The organism is Streptomyces milbemycinicus (assembly GCF_002154605.1).
Classification (GTDB): domain Bacteria; phylum Actinomycetota; class Actinomycetes; order Streptomycetales; family Streptomycetaceae; genus Streptomyces; species Streptomyces milbemycinicus.
In genome coordinates this window covers 13,017-36,044 of sequence record NZ_MUNE01000075.1, presented here as the reverse complement: position 1 = coordinate 36,044, position 23,028 = coordinate 13,017, and the positions used below count along the sequence as shown (strand labels likewise).

Here is a 23,028-nt window from a genome sequence, read left to right as displayed (position 1 = left end):
TGACCGCTCGCGTCGAGCGGTAGCGCCTCGATCGTGGCGTCCGCATGGGTCCATACGCGCTGGTACATCCCGACGATGTCCTCGCGCGACTCGTCGGCGGTCGCCCACATGTCCTCGTTGGGCTCGGCGCCTTCTGCCATCCAGGGCAGCGGCTCGTCGTACGGCCGTCCGAAGACGTCGCCGAAGTAGCCCACCTCCACTCCGGCGGCATGCTTGACCAGCCCCAGGAGGTTGGTGCCCGTCGGCGTCAGCGGGCGGCGGATGTCGTACTCCGAGAGTCCGTCGAGCTTCCACAGCAGGGCCTCGCGGGCGCTGCCCAGATAGCGGCGGAGATTGGCCTTCGCATTCGATTCCGGCATGGTGGGCAGTGTCGCAGGCGGCACTGACAGCGCGGGTAATCCGGCCCCGGCGACCGACGCTGTCACTCGCATTCGCGCAGATACGCCTCCAGCTCGGCCGCCCCGGTCAGCATCGTCCGCCCGCGGGCGGACAGCCGGCCGTGCCAGTCGCGCAGCGCGGCCTCCAGCGGCTCGAGCCCGCCGGCCGCCCGCACCTGGGCGATCAGCGGGGCGATCTGCTCCAGCAGGTAGCCGCCGCGCCTGAGTTGGTGGGTGAGGCGGGCGTCCCGTACGGCGGCCTCGTCGTAGACGCGGTACCCGGTCAGCGGGTCGCGGGGCGGGCGGACCAGACCGGCGCGCTCCCATTTGCGCAGCGTCGCGGGCCGGAGGCCGAGCTCTTCGGCCAGCGGTCCGATGAAGGTGCCGCCGGGCCCGGACACCGCCGGGACGGGCCCGGACACCGCCGGGTCGGGTGTGGACGTCGTGGGCGCCAGGTCGCGGAGGGCGCTCTCCACGGCCTGGAGGGTCCGCCGGTCGTCGAGCAGTTGGGCGTGGCTTTCGTCGATGAGGCGGAACGCCTCGTCGACCGCGCCCTCGTTCACCGCCCGCATGATCGACGTCGCCGTGTGGTGGCCGTGGCCGGGCACCAGAGCGAGGAACGCGTCCAGGGCCCGCGCGTGCAGTGGCGTATAGGTGCGGTAGCCGTGGGGTGTGCGATCGGCGGCCGGAAGGATGCCGGCCTCCTCGTAGTTTCTGATCGCCTGCGTGGACAGACCGTGCCCGCGCGCCAGGTCAACGGGCCTGAGCCGTTCGCCGTTTTGAAGGTTTTGCCCCATGGTCCTGCCGATATCGCGGAAAAGTTTCAACCGGAGGTTCAACGATACCGTTTAAGGCATGGCTACCGACATCAAGGACACCACCCATGCCGTCGAGGCCGAAGCCGTCATGAGGCTGTTTCCGGCCCGGCCCCGGCTGCTCGCCCTGGGCGAGCCCACCCACGGCGAGGACACGCTGCTCGATGTGCGCAACGATCTCTTCCGCCAACTCGTCGAGCAGGAGGGCTACCGGACGATCGCGATCGAGAGCGACTGCATGATGGGCCTGGTCGTGGACGACTACGTCACCTCGGGCACGGGCACCCTCGACGACGTCATGGAGCGCGGATTCAGCCACGAATGGGGTGCGTCCGCGGCCAACCGTGAACTCGTCCGCTGGATAAGGGAGTACAACGACGGCCGGCCCGAGCCCGAGCGGCTGCGCTTCGCCGGTATCGACGGCCCGCTGGAGATCAGCGGCGCCGCGAGCCCCCGGCAGGCCCTCACCGCACTCCACGGCTACCTCGCGGCCCACGTGCACGCGGACCTGCTCCCCTGCACCGCGGAAACGCTCGACCGCCTGCTCGGCGCCGACGACCAGTGGACCAATCCCGCCGCGATGATGGAACCGGCCCAGTCCGTGGGGCAGTCGGCCGAGGCCAGGGAGCTGCGGCTGCTCGCCGACGATCTGGTGGCGCTGTTCGACGAGCAGACACCGCACCTGATCGCGGCGACCTCGCGGGAGGCCTGGGACCGGGCCCGTCTGTACGGGCGCACCGCCACCGGCCTGCTGCGCTACCACTACTGGATGGCCGACACCTCACCGGCCCGCATGACGCGGCTGTTGGGCCTGCGGGACCGGATGATGGCCGACAACCTCCTCGCCATCGTCGAACGGGGCCCGGCACTCATCCACGCCCACAACTCCCATCTCCAGCGGGAGAAGAGCACGATGCGGATGTGGGACCACCCGCTGCTGGAGTGGTGGAGCGCGGGCGCGCTGGTGAACGCCCACCTGGGCGGCGGGTATGCCTTCGTGGCCACGGCGCTCGGCACGATCCGGCACCAGGGTGTGGACACCCCGCCCCCGGACACCCTCGAAGGTCTCCTGTACGCCCTCCCGGAGGACCGCTACCTCATCGACACGCCCCAGCTGGCCACTTCCCTCGCCGACCCGCGGCCCGCCGCCCGCGTCTCCCCCTGGTTCGGCTACGCCCCCCTCGACCCGGCCCGCCTGGCCGACTACGACGGGATCGTGTTCGTCAAGGACGTCCCCTCAGATCGGTGAGCGCTTCGTGCCGGTCCTGGTGGCGTACGGCGATCATCACGATCTCGGAGCGGTGCACCACCTGCTGGTTGTCGGCGCACACCTGCACGCGCTCGTAGCGCTTGGACAGCTCCGCGGCCGTACGGGCTCCCCGGGGCGTGTTGCTGCGTGTGGTGTTCCCTCAGGATCGGGCCTGGTCCCAGGGGACGCTGGTGCGGAAGTAGGTGTCGTAGAGCTCCTGGACCTCCAGCAGACTTTCCGGCGGCACCTTCCCGTAGGCGATGCGCTCCAGGTGGCGGAAGTACTCGAACCGCTCGACGCCGGGGGTGATGACGATAAGGATGTCGGCGTTGTGCCCCGGTGCGGCGGCGAAGGCGTGTGCGAGGCCGGGCGGGACGATGACCAGATCGCCGCGTTCGGCGGTCACGACCTGCTCGCCGGACAGCAGTTGCGCGGTGCCGTCCAGCATGTAGAACAACTCGGCGGAATTGGCGTGGTGATGCGGCCTGGCACCGTCCGCGCCGTCGGTCAGCGTGACCCGCTGAGTGGACAGCGCGCCGCCGGTCGAGCCGCTGTCGGCCAGCAGCTTGATGGTGGTCGGGGCCTGGCCGATCACCTCGGCCTCGGCGTCGCGGACGATCACGGACTCGTTGAATTCCGGCACGATCAGAGACATCTGTGTAGCTCCCTTTGGGGGATTTGGGCGATGGGTTCTGAGATTCAGACGGCGAAGCGGCTTCAGACGGCGAAGAGGAGCGCGGCGCTGATGAGGACGACCACGGCGGTGGCGAAGTGGATACCGAAGGCCGCCGCTTTGGTGCCGCCGTTGCGCAGGACGATCAGAGTGTCGCCGAGTGGGGTGAGTGCGACGGCCAGCATGTACCAGCCCACGGCGTGGGCGTCCGCGAAGGCGAGCAGGGCGAGGCCGATCACGCCCGAGGTGAGGTCGCGCAGGCCCTTCACCGTCAGGTAGGCGGCGTCTCCGTGTTGCTTGGCGGGTACGCCGAAGCCGGTTGCGGCTGCCTGGGGGCTCACCAGGAACCGCGCGCCGATGAAGACGACGAAGAGGGTGAGGAAGACGGCCAGTCCGTAGGCGATGGGCGTGAGCATGGTTTCTCCCGTTTGCTAGCGACGCTAGGAACATGGTCGACGCTATCAGGTCGCCGACAGGAAATCTAGCGTCGCTATACGGATGGGTGGTGCCCCGCACGGTCCCCAGAAGTCGGAGGCGGCCTCGCTGATCGCCGGGCGCGCATGGCCCGGCTGTCGGCTCCGGCCCCCGCGGCGGCAGCCAACCGGGCATCATCCGCCCGTAGGCAGGGCTCAGCTCGGCCCGTTGGGGTTGCCGAGCCGTATCAGTTGCCTGCCCGGAGCGACGGTCGGACCGAACGTGGTCTGAGGGGGCGACCAGGCCTGCTGCCAAGTCCCGATGGCGTCCTCCTCCAGGGCGGCATCGGGCAGTTGGAATCCGGCCAGACGTCCAGTGTGCGGATACGCCGACGGTTCGTCTGGCGAGTGTCCCCCTGGCTTACGCATGGCTGCCGCGTGGTGCGGATGTCGCGGGCACGGGTCTTGTCCGGCTGTACGTCATCGTGCACGAACGACGGCAACAGTGTGGGCTGTCGGGTGCGGCGCGAAGGCGGCGGTGACATGAGCGCGAGGCCCCGCCTGCTGCCGTGGCCGGACTCGGTTGGGAAGCGCTGCTGTCTCGTGACGGATGACGCCGGGAACAGCCGTCTGCCGAGAGTCGGGGTGGGCGCCTGTGCGCCGTCTCGCGGTATTCGGTTCACGCGGGCGCGGCTTTCGTCTCGGACCCTCCGGGTCCAAAGCGCCGGCGAGAAGGGGGGAGGGGGCGGCTGGCCCGTTGTCCCGGTTCCTCGGCTCGGTGGATGGCTGAGCTCAAGACTGGCTCCGCTGCGCTCCGCCGCAACTGCTGCCGCGCGGGGGCGAGCCGGTCGGTCCAGCGGTGCGCTCGACTGGGTGGCGTGGGAGCGCGACGGACGGGCCAACGCCGCTGGACGGCATGGCCCGGCCGCCGTGAGCGGGCATCGTCTCGCGCCTTTGGCGCAAAGCGGCTGGTAGCGGGGAGGGGAGGGGCGTCGGAGGCATCGTTGCCGTCCAGCTCAACGGGCCCTCACCGGCCGACGGGTGGCGGAACGGTGGATGGTCGCCCGGAGCGGTGGATGCCGGTCCGGTTCAGGCCCTCCACCCACCCCCTCTCAAAAAAATGCTTGATGCAGAACAAGCGATAATGCTTGATGTAGAGCAAGCGATTATTTAAGAGGGGGTGGGGGAGGGCCGGTCCCGCCCCATTGTGCTCGTCTGTTCGTCGCGCTCCCGGGCCCTGGATCAGCGCACCGCTGGATGGACCGGTTGGCCACCGCGCGGCAGCAGTCGCGGCGGAGCGCAGCGGAGCCTGTCGTGAGCTCAGCCGCCCGCCGGGTCGAGGAACCGGGACACCGGGCCGGCCGCCCCCCTTCCCTCCTCCTGCTGGCGCTTTGGACCCGGAGGGTCCGAGACGAAAGCCGCGCCCGCGTGAGACGAATGCCGCGAGACGGCGCATAGGCACAAGCGCAGCGAAGCGAAGCGCGCCCACACCCGTACCTGCGAAGCACCCTTCCTTCGCGTGCAGTGTGAGGTCAGCGCGCCTCCAGGGCGCACTCCGCCCAGACCCGCTTGCCCCAGCGGAGCGGATCCGTGCCCCAGCGGTCGGAGACCGCCTCGACGAGCGCCAGGCCGCGGCCGTGCTCGTCGTCCTCGGAGGCCGTGCGGGCGGCGGGTTTGGCGTGGGACCGGTCGACCACGGACAGCCGCACCCGGTCGGGCGCGGGGCGGGAGACGGTCACGCGCATGGCCCGACTGCCGCTGTGCTCGACGGAGTTGCTCACAAGCTCCGAAATCACCAGCGCGGCGCGGTCGGCGAGGCCGGGCAGGTGCCAGGTGTCGCAGGCGGTGCGCACGAGGAGGCGGGCGCGGCGGGCGGATTCCGGCTCGCAGGGGAGGGTTTGACTGTAGGCGGGGTGGCCGGTCCTGGACGCTATGGCGCTGCTGATGACCGGTCCGGGGGTGGGGAGTTGGGGGTTCAGCGGCGCAGGCATGGCAGCTCCAGCGGCATGAGTTTGCTCGTGGCGTGCAGGAAGAATGCACCGGCGGCAGATTTACCGGCAAGCTTGGAGCGTCAAATTCCAAAAGAAAGAAAGGATGTTCTATCGACTTGCGAACCTACGGGGTGTGAAACTGCACCGGGGACCCTTGCGGAGCACCTTGGAGGGCTGAAAAGAGCCATGCCGAATTCCCGGGCAGTACCAACTCTCAGAAGGCGTCGCCTCGGCGAGGCTTTACGTACTTACCGTCGCGGCGCGGGCATGAGCCTGGAGCGGGCCGCTGAGGCGATGGGCTGGGATCTGAGCAAGATGTCCCGCATCGAGAACGCCAAGGCGCGCATGCCGGTGCCGGAGGTGGACACGCTCCTGAAGCTGTACGGAGTGACGGACCCGGACATCATCTCCGCGCTGATCGACCTGGCACGCGACGCGGGGAAGCAGGGCTGGTGGCGGGCGTACGGGGATGTTGTGTCGCTCGCGTACAAGGACTTTCTGACCTTGGAATCCGACGCGGAGAGCATGCACGTCTACGCTCCGGGCCTGATCCACGGTCTGCTGCAGACCGGCACCTATGCGCGCGAGATCATCGCCGCCACGGCCATGACGCACACCACAGAAGAAGTGATGGCCCTGGCCGAGGTCCGCAAGATGCGGCAGGCCATCCTCACCCGGCCAGGCAACCCGACGAAGTTGTGGGCCGTGATCCACGAGGCGGCGCTGTACCAGCGCTTCGCCTCGTACCCGGCCCTCATGCGGGAGCAGCTGCGGCATCTGCTGGACATGTCGGAGCTGCCCAACATCACCATCCAGATCATGCCGCTGAACTCGACGCCGCATCCGGGGATGCTCGGGATCTTCGAAGTGGTGCGGTTCCCACAGCCTTGGCCCACCGTGGTCAACGTCGAGAACATCCAGGGCGGCTATTTCCTGGAGGGCGCCGAGGACGCGAGGCTCTTCGAGATGGCGTTCGAACGTATCGTCGCGGCGGCGCTTTCCGTGGATGATTCCCTGGAGACCATCAAGGCCCTGCTCGAAAGGAACATGACGTGAGCACCCCTGGCCGCAAGGATGACCTTTACGCGATAGATCTGAGCGCGGCGCAGTGGCGCAAGTCGCGGTTCAGTAGTGGCGGCAACCAGTGCGTCGAGATCACCGATCTCCCCGGCGGCGGCGTCGCCATCCGCGACTCGAAGAACCCCGCCTTCCCGGCCCTGCGCTACACCGCCGAGGAGTGGGACGCCTTCCGTAAGGGCGTCCGCTCCGGCGAGCTGTAAGTCACCCCCGCCCGGCCGCCCGCAAGGCGCGGCCGGGCCCCCGGAGCGGAGCGACCGGGGGGTGAGGCAATAGGCTGCTCACCGTGAAGGTCCTCGTCATCGGCAGCGGCGCCCGCGAACACGCCCTGTGCCGCGCACTGTCCCTCGACCCCGACGTGACGGCTCTGCACTGCGCGCCCGGCAACGCCGGCATCGCGGAGGTCGCCGAGCTGCATACGGTCGACGCCCTCGACGGCGTGGCCGTCGCCGAGCTGGCCGCCTCGCTGGAGGCGGAGCTGGTGGTGGTCGGCCCGGAGGCTCCGCTGGTGGCGGGGGTGGCGGATGTGGTGCGCGCGCGGGGGATCCCGGTGTTCGGGCCGTCCGCCGAGGCGGCGCAACTGGAGGGGTCGAAGGCGTTCGCGAAGGATGTGATGGCGGCGGCGGGCGTGCCCACCGCGCGCGCTTACGTCTGTACGGACGAGGCGGAGATCGACGAGGCGCTGGACGCCTTCGGCGCGCCGTACGTGGTCAAGGACGACGGGCTGGCGGCCGGTAAGGGCGTCGTCGTGACCAGCGACATCGCCACTGCCCGCGAGCACGCGCTGGCGTGCGGGCGGGTGGTGATCGAGGAGTACCTGGACGGCCCGGAGGTGTCGCTCTTCGCCGTCACGGACGGCGAGACGGTCGTGCCGCTGCAGCCGGCTCAGGACTTCAAGCGCGCCTACGACGGCGACGAGGGCCCGAACACGGGCGGTATGGGTGCGTACTCCCCGCTGCCGTGGGCGGACCCCAAGCTGGTCGACGAGGTGCTGGCGACCGTGTTGCAGCCGACCGTGGACGAGCTGCGCCGCCGGGAGACGCCGTTCTCGGGGCTGCTGTACGCGGGGCTGGCGATCACCTCGCGCGGGGTGCGGGTGATCGAGTTCAACGCGCGCTTCGGCGACCCGGAGACCCAGGTGGTCCTGGCCCGGCTGAAGACTCCGCTGGCCGGTGTGCTGCTGGCCGCCGCGACCGGTCGACTCGACTCGCTGGCGCCGCTGCGCTGGAGCGATGGCGCGGCGGTGACCGTCGTGGTCGCCTCACACAACTATCCGGGGACGCCCCGTACGGGCGATCCGATCACCGGTCTGGGAGAGGTGGCCGAGCAGGACGCGCCCAAGGCGTACGTCCTGCACGCGGGCACCAAGCGGGACGTTGCGTCGGGTGACGTGGTGAGCGCGGGTGGCCGGGTGCTGTCCGTGACCGCGACCGGCTCGGATCTGGTCAAGGCGCGCGAACGGGCGTACCGCGCGGTCGCCCGGATCGGCCTGGACGGCTCCCACCACCGCTCGGACATCGCCGCCAAGGCGGCGGAGGAGGCCGGACCCGGGACGGCATCGGCCTGAGGCTCTTGAGGCCCGGTCGAGAACGGGTCGAGAACCGGTCGAGGGGGACCTGTAAGCGTCCAGAAGGTTCCTCGAGAAGTTCCCGGTTCTGGCCAAGGCCATTCCATCGGGTGAGCCCTCCCGGCAACCTGCTGACGCATGCGCGGACCCCCAACTAGTGTGCCGCTCAGGCGCGGTGCGGCAACTGGCCCACCGGCGTTGCGGCGCGGGCGGCCGGTGCGACAGTGGGGGGAGTAAGGGCACAACACCACCGTCGTCCGCTCATTCATGGCTGGACAGCAGGGGGTGATGGAACCGTGGCAGGTCCGGAAGCAGGCGCGCTTTCAGCGCGTGCTCGTGCTCTCGCGGTGCTGCGGATCCGGAGCACCGCGCTCGCGGTCGCGCTTCTCCCGGCGGCGGTCGCCGCCGTACTGCTGGTCGGCGGGGCCACGGGGCGGCTCGGCGGCTCCCATGGCGAGGAGTGGACCGCCGTCCGCTGGGCGGTGGTCGGCGGGGCCGTGGTGGTCCTGCTGCTGGCGGCGGCCGTGGCCGCCGTGGTGGTCCGGGCCAGACCGGCGCTCAGTCCCACCGTGCCCATCGCCGAGGAGACGGCCCCGGACCTCTACCGCCTGGTCCGCGACCTGGCCGATCGGCTGGAGGTGCCCGCCCCGTCCGCGATAGCGCTCACCCCGGACTGCGACAGCTGGCTGGAGGACCGTACGCATCGGGCGCACGGCGCCAAGGGCGGCGGTGCCAAGACAGGCGGCGGCATGGGCAGCGTGCCCGCCGGTGCTTCGGTCGTGGGGAGAGGCGAGCGGCGGGGTGCGCAGGCCCCTGTGCTGGTCATCGGCTCGCCGTTCCTGTGGTGGATGCGGGTCGCCGAGCTGCGCGCCCTGCTCGCGCCCGTCGTCGCGGGCACCGGCCCCTCCGTACACCCGGACATAGCGGCCGCCCGCCGCTTCGTCCGTGGTCTGGACGCCGCCGTCGCCGTCGCCGCCCGGGGCTCCGGGGGCGCGGGCAAGGCCGGGGAGGCCCCTGTCGCGGCTCTCGGCCGGGCGGTGCGCCGCCCCGCCCTCGCGTTCCTCGGCTGGATCGCCCGGCTGCTGCTGCGCGGCTGCCGGGACCACGCCGCCGAGATGGAGCGGGCCGTCGCCGCCGCCGCCTCGGAGCGCGCCCAGACCGTCGACTACGGCCTGCGGATCGTGGCCCAGGAGCAGGTCGGCCTGGCGTACGCGGGGTGGGACCGGCTGCTGACCAGGGTTGCGCTGCCCGCGTGGCGGATGGGCCGCTGGCCGTCCCGGCTGGACGCGGGCGTGGTCGCGGCCCTCACCGAGCTCTCCCGCCGCGACCGGCTGGCCGAGGGGTTCGCCTCCCGGCTCAGTGAGCGGCCCGCCTGCGATCTGCTGGAGGAGCCGGGGCTGATCGACGAGGCGACGTCCCTGCTGGCCGCCAGGCTGTTCCACGGCGGCCCGAGCGAGCCGGGCCCGGACTGGGCGCCGGTCGACTGGGGCGAGTATCCGGAGGAGGTCGTGGACCGCAAATGGCGTGTGGAGGCCGCCCGGCTGCACCGTGTGCTCGATGAGCAGCCCCGCTCCGGCGGCCCCGGACCGCGCCGCGCGGCGCCCCGTGAGGCGACGAGCGGTCAGGGCCCGGAGCCCGAGCCTGACGCGCCCACCCTCGCCCGCGTCATGGGCCGGCTCACCGCCGCCCCCGGCCTCGCCCCGACGGGGGAGCTCGGTGAGGAGGTCGCGGCCCGGCTCAGCGCGGAGGTGGCCCGCGAGGAGGCCGCCCGGGCGACCGACCGGGGCGGCGCCCTTACGGAACCGGGCGCCGGATCCGGCGGCGGTGACCCGTGGATCGACGGTTTCGCGCCGCTCTTCCCGCTGCAGCCGCCCCGTACCGGCCGGGAGCTGCTGGCCGACCACGTCACGGCCATGGTGTGCTGTGCCGCCATAGACACCGCGGGCGCGGCGCCGGGGCTCGACTGGCTGGACGGGCCCGCGCTGCTGTTCGGCGGGCGGCGGCGGGCCGATCTGGCGCATTCGGTGCTGAGCCTGGTCGAGGACGGGGACGCCGAGCCGCTGCGTGCCTGGCTCGGCGAGGTGGGCGTACGGCCGGAGAAGCCGGTCCGGCTGGTGTGACGCCGGGCGCCGCCGCCCGCGCGATCTCGCTGCTCAGCGCGCTCATCAAGGTCCGCCCGGATGACACTCAGGCGGGAACGCCCTGGGTCTGGGTTCGGCAAATTCGCGACGATCAGTGATGGAGTGAGTGCGTAATGTGATGTGCTGGGGCTGGTGGCGATATGCCGCCAGGGGAGGCAGGGAAGGCAGGGAGGGGAGCCAGTCGTGGATGCCACGGAACCGGTCGGGCGCTGGGAGTCGGGAGCGCTCGCACATGCGGTGACGGACCCTTTTGGGCAGGGCCCGCTGCCCTGGCTGCGGGGCAGGCAGACCTACTTCAGCGAGACGGGCCGCCTGGTCCCGTGGTACGTGGACCACGACCCGGCTACGGGGGCCGCTGAGACCGTCGGCCCCGGGCCCGGCCATATCCCCTCCACCCGGACCGCCGACGACGTACACCGCCAGATCAAGGGCTTCACCTCGGCCTCCGCCGCCGCCCCCGGCGAGTCCATCGACTTCCGGATCACCGTCGACCCGCCCCAGCAGTTCAGCGTGGACGTCTACCGCATCGGCCACTACGGCGGCGACGGCGCGGCCAAGATGACCAGCAGCCCGCGGCTGGCCGGTATCGTCCAGCCGTCCCCGCTCGCCGCCGACCGCACCGTCTCCTGCCACCACTGGTGGCTGTCCTGGCGGCTCCAGATCCCCTCGTACTGGAACCCCGGCGCGTATGTCGCCGTGCTGACCACCGCCGACGGCTACCGCAACCACATCCCCTTCACCGTCCGCGACACCCACCCCGCCGATCTCCTCCTCGTCCTCCCGGACATCACCTGGCAGGCGTACAACCTCTATCCGGAGGACGGCCGGACCGGCGCCAGCCTGTACCACGCGTGGGACGAGCGCGGCCGGCTGCTCGGTGAGTCGCGGGCGGCGGTCACGGTCTCCTTCGACCGGCCGTACGCGGGCGCCGGGCTGCCGCTGCACGTGGGCCACGCGTACGATTTCATCCGCTTCGCCGAGCGGATGGGCTACGACCTCGCGTATGCCGAGACCCGCGATCTGCACGCGGGCCGCATCGACCCGACCCGCTACCGCGGTCTGGTCTTCCCCGGCCATGACGAGTACTGGTCGGCCCCGCTGCGGCGCACCGTCGAGGAGGCCCGCGACGGCGGCACCTCGCTGGTCTTCCTCTCTGCCAACACCATGTACTGGCAGGTGGGCCTCGTACCCTCGCCCTCCGGCCCGGACCGCCTGCTGACCTGCCATAAGCGCCGCGGCCCCGGCCGCTCCGCGCTGTGGCGGGAGACGACGCCCGAGCAGCAGCTGCTGGGCATCCAGTACGTGGGCCCGGTGCCCGAGCCGACCCCGCTGATCGTGCGGAACGCGAGCCACTGGCTGTGGGAGGCGACCGGCGCCGACGAGGGCGACGAGCTGCCCGGCCTCGTCGCGGGCGAGGCCGACCGCTACTTTCCGCGCACCTGCCTGCCCGCGCATCTGCGCCGGATCCTGCTCGCCCACTCCCCGTACCGGGACGCCGAGGGGGCCGTCCGGCACCAGGACACCTCGCTGTACCGCGCGCCCAGCGGAGCGCTCGTCTTCGCCTCCGGCACCTTCGCCTGGACCCCGGCGCTCGACCGGCCCGGCCACACCGACGTACGGGTGCAGCGGGCGACGGCCAACCTCCTGGACCGCATCTGCAAACGGGGCTGAAGTGCCAGGCCACGCCCGGTGCGCCCCGCTTCGGCCGGGCGGTGGGACGTGGGGCAGAATCGTGGGGTCTTGGACAAACCACAGGAGGAACTTCGTGTCCGGATTCGTGGAGAAGCCCGAGCCGGTGGAGGTGCCCGGCCTTGTGCATCTGCACACAGGCAAGGTGCGCGACCTCTACCGGAACGAGAAGGGCGACCTGGTCATGGTCGCCAGCGACCGGATGTCCGCCTATGACTGGGTACTGCCGACCGAGATCCCCGACAAGGGCAGGGTGCTCACCCAGCTCTCCCTGTGGTGGTTCGACCAGCTGATCGATGTCGTGCCCAACCACGTCCTGTCCACCGAGGTGCCCGAGGGCGCCCCCGCCGACTGGGCGGGCCGCACGCTCGTGTGCCAGTCGCTGAGCATGCTTCCGGTGGAGTGCGTGGCCCGCGGCTATCTGACCGGCTCGGGCCTGACCGAGTACCGGGAGAGCCGTACGGTCTGCGGGATCGCCCTGCCCGAGGGCCTGGCCGACGGCTCCGAGCTGCCCTCCCCGATCTTCACCCCGGCCACCAAGGCCGAGGTCGGCGAGCACGACGAGAACGTGCCGTACGAGGAGGTGGCCCGCCGGGTCGGCACCGAGACCGCCACCCAGCTGCGCCAGGCCACCCTCGCGGTCTACAACCGGGGCCGCGATATCGCGCGCGACCGGGGGATCATCCTCGCCGACACCAAGTTCGAGTTCGGCCATGCGCTGGCCGAGGGCGGTGCGGACGGGCATGAGCTGGTCCTCGCCGACGAGGTGCTGACCCCCGACTCCTCCCGCTTCTGGCCCGCCGACCAGTGGCAGCCGGGGCGCCCGCAGCCGTCGTTCGACAAGCAGTTCGTCCGCGACTGGCTGACCTCCGCGGCCTCAGGCTGGGACCGGCACAGCGAGCAGCCGCCGCCCCCGCTGCCGGAGGAGATCGTGGAGCGGACGCGGGCGAAGTACGTGGAGGCGTACGAGCGCCTGACCGGCATCCGCTGGTCCTGACAACGGCGAAGGCCCTGGCCGACGTGGCCAGGGCCTTCCCCAACGGAGCGGACGACGAGGCTCGAACTCGCGACCTCAACCTTGGCAAGGTTGCGCTCTACCAACTGAGCTACGTCCGCATGCGCCGGATACTTCCGTCCGGATTCGGGACGGATTCCGTCCGGCGCGCCTCCACTATAACCAAACCCGGGACGAGGGAACTACCTCGTTCCCCGCGCGGGCCCGGTTCCCGCCATCAGGCGACGTTGTGCGGCCGGAACTGGATGCTGATCCGCGGCCCCGTGGCCCGGGTGCTCTTGGGGATCGCATGCTCCCAGGTCCGCTGGCAGGAGCCGCCCATCACGATCAGATCGCCGTGCCCGAGCGGCTGCCGCACGCCGGCCCCGCCGTGGCGCGGGCGCAGCACGAGGTCGCGCGGTGCGCCCACGGAAAGGATCGCGACCATGGTGTCCTCGCGGGCGCCCCGGCCGATCCGGTCGCCGTGCCAGGCCACGCTGTCCCGGCCGTCCCGGTAGTAGCAGAGCCCGGCGGTGGTGAACGGTTCGCCCAGCTCGACGGCGTAGTGCGCGGAGAGCGCGGCCCGCGCCTCGTCGAGGACGGGGTGCGGCAGCGGGTCGTCGGCGCCGTAGAAGGCGAGCAGCCGCGGTACGTCCACGACCTGGTCGTACATATGGCGCCGCTCCGCCCGCCAGGGCACCTCGTCGGCGAGGCGCGTGAACAGGGCGTCGGCCCCGCTCAGCCACCCGGGCAGCAGATCGATCCAGGCCCCGTCGCCGAGCGCCGTCCTGCGCATATCGCCCAGCGGGCCGAGACGGATGTCGTCGGCCTGGTCGAAGAGTGAGCCCTGGAGGCCTTGGGGGTACGGGGGCATGGGTCCAGGGTAACCGGATAACCGAATATGTGTGCGATTTGATGGTCGGGCTGCGGGTCGTCGTATCCCTGCGCTACGTTTCCCCGCATGGCTGAATTCGTACTGGTGCCGGGTACGTGGCTGGGCTCGTGGGCGTGGGACGAGGTGGTGCCCGGGCTACGGGCGGCCGGGCACGGCGCCCATGCGCTGACGTTGTCCGGGGTGGCCGAGAAGCGGGGCGGGCCGGCCGGGCAGCAGACGCATGTGGCGGACATCGTCGGCGAGGTCGAGCGTCTCGATCTGCGCGATGTCGTGCTGGTCGGCCACAGCTACTCGGGCATCCCGGTCGGCCAGGCCGCCGAGCGGATCGGCGACCGGCTGGCCCATGTGGTGTTCGTCGATGCCAATGTGCCGGCCGACGGGGGGTCGTTCGTCTCGGCCTGGCCGGAGGGGCGGGCGCAGATCGAGGCATCGATGGCCGGGACCGGGGGCTTCTGGGCGGTGCCCCCCGCGGCCGACTTCGCCGGTCAGGGCCTCACCGACGAGCAGATCGCCCGTATCGTCGACCGCTCGACCCCGCATCCGGGCGCCTCCCTGATCGAACCGGCCCAGCTGTCGCGCCCGCTCGGCGAGCTGCCGACGACGTACATCAAGTGCCTGCTCGACTGGCCCCAGCCGAGCGAGGACGTGGTCGAGCTGCTGAAGAGCGAGCGGTGGGGGCTGGTCGAGATGGACACCGGCCACTGGCCGATGCTCTCCCAGCCCCAGGAGCTGGCCCGGATCCTGCGCGAGGCAGTCGCTTAGATCAAGTCGCTAGATCCAGCCGCGCTCGCGCGCCGTACGGGCCGCCGCGTGGCGGTTCTCGGCCGGGATCTTGGACGCGGCGGAGGACAGATAGTTGCGGACCGTCCCCTGCGACAGCGCGGCCCGCTGGGCGATCTCCGCGATGGACGCGCCGTCCGCCGCCAGCTCCAGCAGCTCCGCCTCCCGCGCGGTCAGCGGGGAGTCGCCCGCGCTGATCGCGTCGGCCGCCAGGTCGGGGTCGATATAGCGGTTGCCGCCGTGCACCGTGCGGATGATCTCGGCGAGCCGCTGCGCCGACGCCGTCTTGGGCAGAAAGCCCCGTACCCCGGCCTCCAGCGCTCGCTTGAGATGGCCCGGACGGCCATGGCTGGTCACGATCATGGACCGGCAGCCGGGCAGCTCCGACCGCAGGGAGGCGGCCACCGACACCCCGTCCGCCCCCGGCATCTGCAGATCGAGCACCGCCACATCGGGCCGGTGCGCCCGGGCCATGGCCAGTGCCTCCGGACCGGACGCGGCCTCCGCGACCACCAGCAGATCCTCTTCGAGGGATAGCAGGGCGGCGAGGGCGCCCCGGATCAGATGCTCGTCATCCGCGAGCAGCACCCGGATCGCGGACGTCCCGCTCATACGCCGTCCCCCTCATGCCCGTTGTTCCCCTTGTGTCCTTCCAGCGGGAGTTCGGCCCGCAGCCGGTATGTACCGCCCTCCCCGGGGCCCGACCACAGCGTGCCGCCCAGCGGCGCCAGCCGCTCCCGCAGCCCCTTGAGCCCGTTGCCCGACGTGCCGCTGCCCGACGTGCCGTTGCCCGACGTACCGGGCACGCGTGGCTCGGCCTGCGGCACCCCGTCATTCTCCATGACCAGCACCGCCGTACGGGCCCCGTCCGCCGCCCGGCCCATCTGCACCCGCACCGTGCAGCGGGCCGCCTCCGCGTGGCGCAGCACATTGGTCGTGCCCTCACGCACCACCCACGCCAGCGCGGACCGCACCGCCGAAGCGGGCTGTGTGCCTTCGCCTTCGGCGTCACCCTCGTCCGGGAGCTGGTAGTCGATACGGCAGTCGACCTTGGCCGCCCGCAGCACCGACCGGGCTCCGGCCAGCTCCACTTGCAGATCCGCCGCCCGATAGCCGCGCACCACGTCCCGGATCTCCCGCTGTGACTCCTGCGCGATCCGCTGCACCTCCACCATCTGCTCGGCGGCCTCCGGCCGTCCGCGCCGCGCCAGTTGCACCGCGAGCTCGCTCTTGAGCGCGATCACCGCCAGGTTCCGGCCCATCACGTCGTGCAGATCGCGGCCGAACCGCAGCCGCTCCTCCGCCACCGCGAGCCGCGCCTGCACCCCGCGGCTCGCGTCCAGCTCCCACAGCACCTCCAGCATCCAGATGGAGCTGCGGACCGAGAACGCGCACAGCGCGGCCATGAGGAGCACCGCAAGGGCGGACGCCACCAATATGAAGGCTTCCACCCCCGCGACAGCCAGCGCCGCGAACGTCGCCGCGCCGATCCCCGCGTGCACCAGGGTGAAGGTGCGGGGGGACAGCAGGAGGGCGCTTGAGAGGGAGAACGGCAGCGTGTTCACCGTCGCCGCCGTCATGAACGCCGTGCCGTCCGACGCCCCGGCCACGGTCAGGAGCGCCACCCCCGCACCCTGCCCCGCCACCATCGGCACGGCGGAGAGCGCCAACAGCCCCTGCGGCACCTCGCGCTCGCACCGCCGGTGTTCGATCCCCCGCCGCAGCAGCGGAATGGCGAGCACGTTCTGGACCATCGCCAGGCCGAGCTGCGTCCAGGTCAGCCCGGTCGCCGACGGGCCCAGCCGCAGTCTGTCGGGCAGCGGACCCGCCATGACGATCAGCATGATCCAGGGCAGCGAGTACAGGGTCCACCGGGTGAACAGCTCCACGCGCACCTGCTGGCTGCGCCGCTTCCATCGGCGTATCACCAACCCCGTCCCTCCACCTCAGTCACCTCAGTCACCACAGACGACCACGACCGATCAGCGCCGAGGCTCCCAGGGGAACCGCCGGCGTACGGTCCACCCTGCCAGGGCCGTCCAGGCCGCCGCCGTGGCCAGGGCCTTCAGCGCCTCGCCCGCGCCCATCCCGCCGGTCCACCCGGCCCGTACGAGGTCGATCACCGGGGTCAGCGGCGCCCATTCGCACACCGCCGCCACCCGGTCCGGCATGATGTCGAGCGGTACGAAGAGGCCCGAGGCCATCATCGACACCAGCATCACCGGCATGGGGGTCAGCTGCGCGGACTCCGCGGTCTTGGTGAAGGCCGCGGTCGCGGCGGCCAGCGTGGCCATGAGGGCCAGTCCGGCCACCACCCCGAGCACGGCCAGAAGCGGCGCCTTGGGCATCGGCGCGTCCAGCGCCGGGCCCACCGCGGCGACCATCAGCACGCACTGCACCAGCCCCATCAGCAGGGCGGGGAGCGCCGCCCCGGCCAGGATTTCCGGGTCGGTCAGCTCACCGGCACGCAGCCGCTTGAGGACCAGTTCCTCGCGCCGGACGACGTAGACGCCCACGAGGTTCATATAGACGGCGAGGACCAGCGCCAGGCCGATCGAGCCGGGGAGAACCAGCGTGGGCAGGTCCAGACCGGCCTTGTCGAGGTCGATGTCGCCGGTGAAGGTGGTCATGCTGAGGGTGAGCGAACCGGGCAGCAGCAGGGCGTAGGTCAGCGCGGCCTTGTTCCGCACCAGCAGCGTCAGTTCGGCGCGGGCGAGGGAGGCGACGCGGGTGCGCGCGGTCGTGCGGGCGGCGGTCGTCGTGGCGCCGGTGGTGGTGGCGCCGGTGGTGGTGTGGGTCGTGGTCATCGGGCGTTCCCCTCCGCCGTTTCCGTCTTCTCCAGGCCCTGGGCGATATGCAGGAATGCCTCTTCCAGCGACGCCGACCGGGCGTCGAGCCCGCCGAGTTCGAGCCCCTTGTCCCGCGCCCACACCAGCACTTCGGTGGCCGTGCGCTGCAGGTCGCGGGTGCGCAGCCGTACCGTCCGCCCGTCCGTCTCGCGCTCGGCGGCGCCGAGCTGGGCGAGCGAGGGCAGATCGGCGGCGGAGAGGGGGGCCGGGAGCGCGAAGGAGAGCTGCGAGGGCCGCTCGGCCACGATGTCCGCGACCCGCCCGGAGGCGGCGATCCGCCCTTCGTGCATGATCGCGAGCCGTTCGGCCAGCGCCTCGGCCTCCTCCAGATAGTGCGTGGTCAGCAGCACCGTGGTGCCCTGGTCGCGCAGGGAGCGCACCAGCTCCCAGGTCTCCCGCCGGCCCTCCGCGTCGAGGCCGGTCGTCGGCTCGTCGAGGAAGAGCACATCCGGGCGGCCGAGCAGCGCGAGCGCCAGGTCCAGGCGGCGCCGCTCGCCGCCGGAGAGCATCTTGACCCGTACGTTCCGGCGCCGTTCGAGCCCCACCAGCTCCAGGGCCTCACCGACCGGCCGCGCCCCGCTGGTGCACCCGGCCCACAGCCGTACGGTCTCGCTCACGGTCAGCTCGGACGGGAAGCCCCCCTCCTGCAGCATCACCCCGATCCGCGGCCGGACCTCCGCCCGCTCGCGGTACGGGTCACGGCCCAGCACCCGCACCCGGCCGCCGGTCGGGGCGGCCAGGCCTTCCAGCAGCTCGACGGTGGAGGTCTTTCCGGCGCCGTTCGTGCCCAGCAGCGCGAACAGTTCGCCGTGCTCGACCGAGAAGGAGACGCCGCGCACCGCCTCGTAGCCCTGGGCAGACGAAGGGCCGGATGGGCGCCCGTACCTGCGTCGAAGTTCTGTGACGTCTATCGCGCTGTCGCTCAGCGCACTGTCCCCGAGTTCCATGTCTCCAGGCTTCCGGCGTCCGAGGGGCGCGGGTAGTGCGGGCTGTCATGGGCCCGGATGACAAATGTCAGCAGGAGGGGAGACCAGAAGGCCAGAAAAGCCCTGAGGCGCCGGTCGATTCGACCGGCGCCTCAGGGCTATGGAGCGGACGACGAGATTCGAACTCGCGACCCTCACCTTGGCAAGGTGATGCTCTACCAACTGAGCCACGTCCGCATGCATCCGACTGACTTTCACCAGTCGGCGCGGCATCACTCTACCTCATCCACCGAAGTGGTCGAGGCGATGATGAGAGCGGGTGACAGGGATCGCACACTGCGCCTCCCCCTTGGAAAGGGGGCGCTCTACTACTGAGCTACACCCGCATGGCATCCGACCGGCTCTCGCCGATCGGTGTGTCCATCACCCTACCCGATCCACCGGAGTGGTTCGGTAAGGCGATGAGAGCGGGTGACAGGGATTGCACACTGCGCCTCCCTCTTGGAAAGAGGGCGCTCTACTACTGAGCTACACCCGCATGTTCCTCGGGGTTTGCCTTCCGGCCTCGCCCCTCGGCGTGATCCAGACTCTAGCGGATCACCAGGGTGGGTGTGCAACTCGGCGGCGGAGGCCGCTCAGTGGCCGCTCAGTTCGACTGGTTGAACGCCTCGTAGACCTTCTTGGGGATCCGGCCGCGCGGCGGGACCTCCATGCCGTGCGACCGCGCCCAGGCGCGGACCGCGGCCGGGTCGGGGGCGACGGAGGTGCGGCGGTAGGCCTTGCCGGAGCGGGCCCGCTTGCGGCCGGCTTCCACGTAGGGCTCGAGAAGGCCGCGGAGTTTCTCCGCATTGGCAGCGTTGAGGTCGATCTCGTACGCCCTGCCGTCAAGTCCGAACGAGACCGTCTCCTCCGCCTGACCCCCGTCGATGTCGTCGGAGAGCGTGACTACTACGCGCTGCGCCACGGGATATCGGTCCTTTCGGGCTGCATCGATGCGTTGACGTGCAAAGATGGCAGCTGTCCTGTTGTTAGTGAACAATGCTTTTTCATTTGTACAGCGGCGAGCAATGCATTGTGAAGCCCCACTAATTCTGCCCGCGTGTCATGCCGCAATCGGGACCATACGTTTTTCCTGGAACTTTCCCCAGTGGATGGTGGCGCCGATGCTTAAACGTGACGGAAGGCGGCCCTTATCTACCCGTGTAGACTTTTCTCCGGGGTACGCTGGGCGGACCGCCTTACGCACCAGCACCACACCACCGGGAGTGCCAGTGGCACGCGTCGTAGTCGACGTCATGCTCAAGCCGGAGATCCTCGACCCCCAGGGACAGGCGGTGCAGCGTGCACTGCCCCGTCTCGGTTTCGAAGGGATCGCCGACGTCCGTCAGGGCAAGCGCTTTGAACTCGAGGTGGAGGGCCCGGTCGACGATGCCGCCCTCGCCCGCATCCGCGAGATCGCGGAGACCTTCCTCGCCAACACCGTGATCGAGGACTTCACCGTGCGGATCGAGGCCGACCAGGCCGCGGACGCCGCCCTCGCCGCGCAGGCGGAGTCGTGACCGCACGCGTCGGAGTCATCACCTTCCCCGGCACGCTCGACGACCGCGACACCCAGCGCGCGGTCCGGGTCGCCGGGCTGGACGCCGTACCGCTGTGGCACCGCGACAAGGACCTCAAGCAGGTCGACGCGGTCGTGCTGCCGGGTGGCTTCTCGTATGGCGACTATCTGCGGGCCGGAGCGATCTCCCGCTTCTCCCCGGTAATGGAGTCGGTGATCGAGCAGGCGAAGGCGGGCATGCCCGTACTTGGCATCTGCAATGGTTTCCAGGTTCTCACCGAGACTCATCTGCTGCCCGGTGCGATGCTGCGGAACAACCATCTGCACTTCATCTGCCGTGATCAGAAGTTGCGGGTGGAAAACGCCGAGACCGCCTGGACCCGCTCCTACGAGCAGGGCCAGGAGATCAACATCCCGCTCAAGAACATCGACGGCCGCTATGTGGCCGACGAGCGGGTTCTGGATGAACTTGAAGCCGAGGGCCGTGTGGTCGTCCGTTATCGCGGCGGGGGGCTTGGGGGGTATCCCCCCAAAGAACGCAGCAATCCGAACGGTTCGCTGCGTGACATCGCCGGCATCACCAACGAGGCGGGCAATGTCGTCGGCCTCATGCCGCACCCCGAGCACGCCGTCGAGCCGCTGATCGGCACCGGCGGTACCGACGGGCTCGGATTCTTCACCTCGATCCTCAAGAAGCTGGTCGACGCATGAGCCTGGATACGGTCAAGCACGCCGAGCAGACCCCGGACGTCCAGCAGCCCTGGGCCGAGCTCGGCCTCAAGCAGGACGAGTACGAGCGCATCCGCGCCATCCTCGGCCGCCGCCCGACCGGCGCCGAGCTGGCCATGTACTCCGTCATGTGGTCCGAGCACTGCTCGTACAAGTCGAGCAAGGTCCATCTGCGGCAGTTCGGCGACAAGGCTCCGGCCTCCGACGCGCTGCTCGTCGGCATCGGCGAGAACGCGGGCGTGGTCGACGTCGGCCAGGGCTATGCGGTCACCTTCAAGGTCGAGTCGCACAACCACCCCTCCTATATCGAGCCGTACCAGGGCGCGGCCACCGGCGTGGGCGGCATCGTCCGCGACATCCTCGCCATGGGCGCCCGCCCGGTCGCCGTGATGGACCCGCTGCGCTTCGGCGCCGCCGACCACCCCGACACCAAGCGGGTGCTGCCCGGTGTGGTCGCGGGCGTCGGCGGCTACGGCAACTGCCTGGGCCTGCCCAACATCGGCGGTGAGGTCGTCTTCGACCCCTGCTACCAGGGCAACCCGCTGGTCAACGCGTTGTGCGTGGGCGTCATGAAGCACGAGGACATCCACCTCGCCAAGGCCTCGGGCACGGGCAACAAGGTCATCCTCTACGGCGCCCGTACCGGCGGCGACGGCATCGGCGGCGTCTCCGTACTCGCCTCCGAGACCTTCGATGACACCAAGCCCACGAAGCGCCCCGCCGTCCAGGTCGGCGACCCCTTCCAGGAGAAGCTGCTCATCGAGTGCACCCTGGAGATCTTCAAGGAGAACCTGGTCGCCGGCATCCAGGACCTCGGCGGCGCCGGGCTCTCCTGCGCCACCAGCGAGCTGGCCTCGGCCGGCTCCGGCGGTATGCGGGTCGAGCTGGACACCGTGCCGCTGCGCGATGCGACCCTCTCGCCCGAGGAGATCCTCATGAGCGAGTCGCAGGAAAGGATGTGTGCGATTGTCGAGCCCGACAAGGTCGACCGCTTCCTGGAGATCTGCGAGAAGTGGGACGTCATCGCCACTGTCATCGGTGAGGTCACCGAGGGCGAGCGGCTGGAGATCTTCTGGCACGGCGAGCAGATCGTCGACGTCCCGCCGCGCACCGTCGCCCACGAGGGCCCGGTGTACGAGCGCCCGTACGCCCGCCCGGAGTGGCAGGACGCGCTGCAGGCCGACGACGCGAACAAGCTGCCGCGCCCGGCGACCTCCGGCGAGCTGCGCGAGCAGATCCTCAAGGTGGTCTCCGCGCCGAACCAGGCATCCAAGTCCTGGATCACCGACCAGTACGACCGCTTCGTGCAGGGCAACACGGTTCTCGCCCAGCCCGAGGACTCCGGCATGGTCCGTATCGACGAGGAGACCGGCCTCGGCGTCGCGGTCGCCACGGACGGCAACGGCCGCTACGCCAAGCTCGACCCGTACGCGGGCGCGCAGCTCGCGCTCGCCGAGGCGTACCGCAATGTCGCCGCCTCCGGCGCGAAGCCGCTGGCGATCTCCGACTGCCTGAACTTCGGCTCGCCCGAGGATTCCGCGGTCATGTGGCAGTTCGCCGAGGCCACCCGTGGTCTGGCCGACGGCTGTCTGACCCTGGGCACCCCGGTCACCGGCGGCAATGTCTCCCTCTACAACCAGACCGGGGACGTGGCCATCCACCCGACGCCGGTCGTCGCCGTCCTCGGCGTGATCGACGATGTGGCGCGCCGTACCCCGATCGGCTTCGCGGACGAGGGCCATCTGCTGTACCTGCTCGGCGACACCGAGGAGGAGTTCGGCGGTTCGGCCTGGTCGCAGACCGTCCATGACCACCTCGGCGGGCTGCCGCCGAAGGTGGACCTGGAGCGTGAGCGGCTGCTCGGCGAGATCCTGATCTCGGCCTCGCGTGACGGCATGGTCGACGCGGCGCACGATCTGTCCGACGGCGGTCTGATCCAGGCGCTCGTCGAGTCGTGTCTGCGCGGCGGCAAGGGCGCCCGGATCGTCGTACCCGACGGCCTTGACCCCTTCGTCTTCCTGCTCTCGGAGTCGGCGGGCCGGGCCGTGGTGGCCGTTCCGCGCAGCGAGGAAGTCCGCTTCAACGACATGTGCGGGGCGCGGGGGCTTCCGGCGGCCCGGATCGGCGTGGTGGACGGGGACGCGATCGACGTCCAGGGCCAGTTCAGCATTCCGCTGGCGGAGCTCAAGGAAGCACACGAGGCGACGATCCCGGGCCTGCTCGCCTGAGACATGAGCGCCTGAGACATGAGCGCCTGAGACGTAAGCGCGCCTGAGGCATAAAACAAGCCCCGTTCCCTGCCGTC

At 70.8% G+C, this 23,028-nt stretch carries 23 protein-coding genes and 4 tRNA genes; 11 read left to right on the top strand and 16 right to left on the bottom strand.

Annotated features, from left to right (window positions below):
- Positions 1-359: DinB family protein (locus tag CCN51_RS07130; RefSeq protein ID WP_143675738.1), on the bottom strand; the 359-nt coding region annotated here is incomplete at its 3' end.
- Positions 360-421: 62 nt separating this feature from the next.
- Positions 422-1,174: a TioE family transcriptional regulator gene (locus tag CCN51_RS07125; RefSeq protein WP_086859369.1), complete on the bottom strand. Its 753-nt coding sequence runs from the start codon at positions 1,172-1,174 to the stop codon at positions 422-424.
- Positions 1,175-1,232: 58 nt separating this feature from the next.
- On the opposite strand from CCN51_RS07125, the gene CCN51_RS07120 reads away from it, so the two are divergent.
- Positions 1,233-2,441 (top strand): erythromycin esterase family protein, encoded by a 1,209-nt coding sequence (locus CCN51_RS07120; RefSeq protein ID WP_014178289.1) that lies wholly within the window; start codon positions 1,233-1,235, stop codon positions 2,439-2,441.
- Here CCN51_RS07120 and CCN51_RS07115 read toward each other — a convergent pair.
- The 4 genes from CCN51_RS07115 to CCN51_RS07100 form a co-directional block, all read right to left on the bottom strand.
- Positions 2,416-2,523 (bottom strand): hypothetical protein, encoded by a 108-nt coding sequence (locus CCN51_RS07115; RefSeq protein ID WP_238545425.1) that lies wholly within the window; start codon positions 2,521-2,523, stop codon positions 2,416-2,418. The genes CCN51_RS07120 and CCN51_RS07115 overlap by 26 nt on opposite strands.
- Positions 2,524-2,601: 78 nt before the next feature.
- Positions 2,602-3,096, bottom strand: a complete 495-nt coding sequence (locus CCN51_RS07110) for a cupin domain-containing protein (RefSeq protein ID WP_014178291.1) — start codon at positions 3,094-3,096, stop codon at positions 2,602-2,604.
- Positions 3,097-3,158: 62 nt separating this feature from the next.
- Entirely contained in the window at positions 3,159-3,530 is a 372-nt protein-coding gene (locus tag CCN51_RS07105; RefSeq protein ID WP_014178292.1) for a DUF4267 domain-containing protein, read from the bottom strand.
- 1,529 nt (positions 3,531-5,059) lie between these two features.
- Entirely contained in the window at positions 5,060-5,518 is a 459-nt protein-coding gene (locus tag CCN51_RS07100; protein WP_014178293.1) for an ATP-binding protein, read from the bottom strand.
- A 186-nt stretch (positions 5,519-5,704) separates the two neighbouring features.
- Here CCN51_RS07100 and CCN51_RS07095 point away from each other — a divergent pair, with 186 nt between their 5' ends.
- The 6 genes from CCN51_RS07095 (at position 5,705) to CCN51_RS07070 (ending at position 12,989) form a co-directional block, all read left to right on the top strand.
- Positions 5,705-6,574: a helix-turn-helix domain-containing protein gene (locus tag CCN51_RS07095; protein ID WP_043487332.1), complete on the top strand. Its 870-nt coding sequence runs from the start codon at positions 5,705-5,707 to the stop codon at positions 6,572-6,574.
- Positions 6,571-6,798, top strand: coding sequence for a DUF397 domain-containing protein (locus CCN51_RS07090; protein WP_014178295.1), 228 nt, complete (start codon positions 6,571-6,573; stop codon positions 6,796-6,798). The genes CCN51_RS07095 and CCN51_RS07090 overlap by 4 nt, the downstream gene beginning before the upstream one ends.
- Before the next feature lie 83 nt (positions 6,799-6,881).
- On the top strand, positions 6,882-8,162 hold the full coding sequence (purD, locus tag CCN51_RS07085) for a phosphoribosylamine--glycine ligase (RefSeq protein ID WP_014178296.1): 1,281 nt from the start codon (positions 6,882-6,884) through the stop codon (positions 8,160-8,162).
- 347 nt (positions 8,163-8,509) lie between these two features.
- Positions 8,510-10,282, top strand: coding sequence for a hypothetical protein (locus tag CCN51_RS07080; protein ID WP_014178297.1), 1,773 nt, complete (start codon positions 8,510-8,512; stop codon positions 10,280-10,282).
- 204 nt (positions 10,283-10,486) lie between these two features.
- Positions 10,487-11,974, top strand: a complete 1,488-nt coding sequence (locus CCN51_RS07075) for a N,N-dimethylformamidase beta subunit family domain-containing protein (RefSeq protein ID WP_014178299.1) — start codon at positions 10,487-10,489, stop codon at positions 11,972-11,974.
- A 94-nt stretch (positions 11,975-12,068) separates the two neighbouring features.
- The gene (locus CCN51_RS07070; protein ID WP_014178300.1) at positions 12,069-12,989 is read left to right on the top strand and encodes a phosphoribosylaminoimidazolesuccinocarboxamide synthase; all 921 of its coding nucleotides are present in this window, start codon (positions 12,069-12,071) and stop codon (positions 12,987-12,989) included.
- A gap of 46 nt (positions 12,990-13,035) precedes the next feature.
- On the opposite strand, the gene CCN51_RS07065 is transcribed toward CCN51_RS07070, so the two are convergent.
- Both CCN51_RS07065 and CCN51_RS07060 read right to left on the bottom strand, forming a co-directional pair.
- A tRNA-Gly gene (locus tag CCN51_RS07065) sits at positions 13,036-13,108 on the bottom strand.
- A 116-nt stretch (positions 13,109-13,224) separates the two neighbouring features.
- Positions 13,225-13,860, bottom strand: coding sequence for an alpha-ketoglutarate-dependent dioxygenase AlkB (locus CCN51_RS07060; protein WP_014178301.1), 636 nt, complete (start codon positions 13,858-13,860; stop codon positions 13,225-13,227).
- Positions 13,861-13,947: 87 nt separating this feature from the next.
- Between CCN51_RS07060 and CCN51_RS07055 the strand changes: the two genes are divergently transcribed.
- A complete protein-coding gene (locus CCN51_RS07055; RefSeq protein ID WP_014178302.1) occupies positions 13,948-14,643 on the top strand; it encodes an alpha/beta fold hydrolase in 696 nt (231 codons plus the stop codon).
- 9 nt (positions 14,644-14,652) lie between these two features.
- On the opposite strand, the gene CCN51_RS07050 is transcribed toward CCN51_RS07055, so the two are convergent.
- The 8 genes from CCN51_RS07050 to CCN51_RS07015 form a co-directional block, all read right to left on the bottom strand.
- Positions 14,653-15,273 carry a response regulator transcription factor gene (locus CCN51_RS07050; protein WP_014178303.1) on the bottom strand — a complete coding sequence of 207 codons (621 nt, stop codon included), beginning with the start codon at positions 15,271-15,273 and terminating at the stop codon, positions 14,653-14,655.
- Positions 15,270-16,589 (bottom strand): sensor histidine kinase, encoded by a 1,320-nt coding sequence (locus CCN51_RS07045; protein ID WP_014178304.1) that lies wholly within the window; start codon positions 16,587-16,589, stop codon positions 15,270-15,272. Before CCN51_RS07045 ends, CCN51_RS07050 begins: the two co-directional genes overlap by 4 nt.
- 54 nt (positions 16,590-16,643) lie before the next feature.
- Complete coding sequence (locus CCN51_RS07040; RefSeq protein WP_014178305.1) at positions 16,644-17,468, bottom strand: ABC transporter permease; 825 nt, start codon at positions 17,466-17,468, stop codon at positions 16,644-16,646.
- On the bottom strand, positions 17,465-18,457 hold the full coding sequence (locus tag CCN51_RS07035; RefSeq protein ID WP_043487335.1) for an ABC transporter ATP-binding protein: 993 nt from the start codon (positions 18,455-18,457) through the stop codon (positions 17,465-17,467). Before CCN51_RS07035 ends, CCN51_RS07040 begins: the two co-directional genes overlap by 4 nt.
- Positions 18,458-18,597: 140 nt before the next feature.
- A tRNA-Gly gene (locus CCN51_RS07030) sits at positions 18,598-18,673 on the bottom strand.
- Positions 18,674-18,750: 77 nt separating this feature from the next.
- A tRNA-Gly gene (locus CCN51_RS07025) sits at positions 18,751-18,822 on the bottom strand.
- Positions 18,823-18,902: 80 nt separating this feature from the next.
- Positions 18,903-18,974, bottom strand: a tRNA-Gly gene (locus tag CCN51_RS07020).
- A gap of 108 nt (positions 18,975-19,082) precedes the next feature.
- Positions 19,083-19,400, bottom strand: a complete 318-nt coding sequence (locus CCN51_RS07015; protein WP_014178307.1) for a histone-like nucleoid-structuring protein Lsr2 — start codon at positions 19,398-19,400, stop codon at positions 19,083-19,085.
- Between the two features lie 301 nt (positions 19,401-19,701).
- On the opposite strand from CCN51_RS07015, the gene purS reads away from it, so the two are divergent.
- The 3 genes from purS to purL are packed head-to-tail and all read left to right on the top strand — an operon-like array spanning position 19,702 to position 22,951.
- Positions 19,702-19,995: a phosphoribosylformylglycinamidine synthase subunit PurS gene (purS, locus tag CCN51_RS07010; protein WP_193383738.1), complete on the top strand. Its 294-nt coding sequence runs from the start codon at positions 19,702-19,704 to the stop codon at positions 19,993-19,995.
- Positions 19,992-20,705, top strand: a complete 714-nt coding sequence (gene purQ / locus CCN51_RS07005; protein ID WP_014178309.1) for a phosphoribosylformylglycinamidine synthase subunit PurQ — start codon at positions 19,992-19,994, stop codon at positions 20,703-20,705. Before purS ends, purQ begins: the two co-directional genes overlap by 4 nt.
- Complete coding sequence (gene purL / locus CCN51_RS07000) at positions 20,702-22,951, top strand: phosphoribosylformylglycinamidine synthase subunit PurL (RefSeq protein WP_014178310.1); 2,250 nt, start codon at positions 20,702-20,704, stop codon at positions 22,949-22,951. Before purQ ends, purL begins: the two co-directional genes overlap by 4 nt.
- Positions 22,952-23,028 lie beyond the last annotated feature (77 nt).

Bases quoted from the DNA above. Each gene is read 5' to 3' on its own strand.
- CCN51_RS07125 (WP_086859369.1), bottom strand. From the start codon at position 1,174: ATGGGGCAAAACCTTCAAAACGGCGAACGGCTCAGGCCCGTTGACCTG.
- CCN51_RS07120 (WP_014178289.1), top strand. From the start codon at position 1,233: ATGGCTACCGACATCAAGGACACCACCCATGCCGTCGAGGCCGAAGCC.
- CCN51_RS07110 (WP_014178291.1), bottom strand. From the start codon at position 3,096: ATGTCTCTGATCGTGCCGGAATTCAACGAGTCCGTGATCGTCCGCGAC.
- CCN51_RS07105 (WP_014178292.1), bottom strand. From the start codon at position 3,530: ATGCTCACGCCCATCGCCTACGGACTGGCCGTCTTCCTCACCCTCTTC.
- CCN51_RS07100 (WP_014178293.1), bottom strand. From the start codon at position 5,518: ATGCCTGCGCCGCTGAACCCCCAACTCCCCACCCCCGGACCGGTCATC.
- CCN51_RS07095 (WP_043487332.1), top strand. From the start codon at position 5,705: ATGCCGAATTCCCGGGCAGTACCAACTCTCAGAAGGCGTCGCCTCGGC.
- CCN51_RS07060 (WP_014178301.1), bottom strand. From the start codon at position 13,860: ATGCCCCCGTACCCCCAAGGCCTCCAGGGCTCACTCTTCGACCAGGCC.
- CCN51_RS07055 (WP_014178302.1), top strand. From the start codon at position 13,948: ATGGCTGAATTCGTACTGGTGCCGGGTACGTGGCTGGGCTCGTGGGCG.
- CCN51_RS07050 (WP_014178303.1), bottom strand. From the start codon at position 15,273: ATGAGCGGGACGTCCGCGATCCGGGTGCTGCTCGCGGATGACGAGCAT.
- CCN51_RS07040 (WP_014178305.1), bottom strand. From the start codon at position 17,468: ATGACCACGACCCACACCACCACCGGCGCCACCACCACCGGCGCCACG.
- CCN51_RS07035 (WP_043487335.1), bottom strand. From the start codon at position 18,457: ATGGAACTCGGGGACAGTGCGCTGAGCGACAGCGCGATAGACGTCACA.
- purL (WP_014178310.1), top strand. From the start codon at position 20,702: ATGAGCCTGGATACGGTCAAGCACGCCGAGCAGACCCCGGACGTCCAG.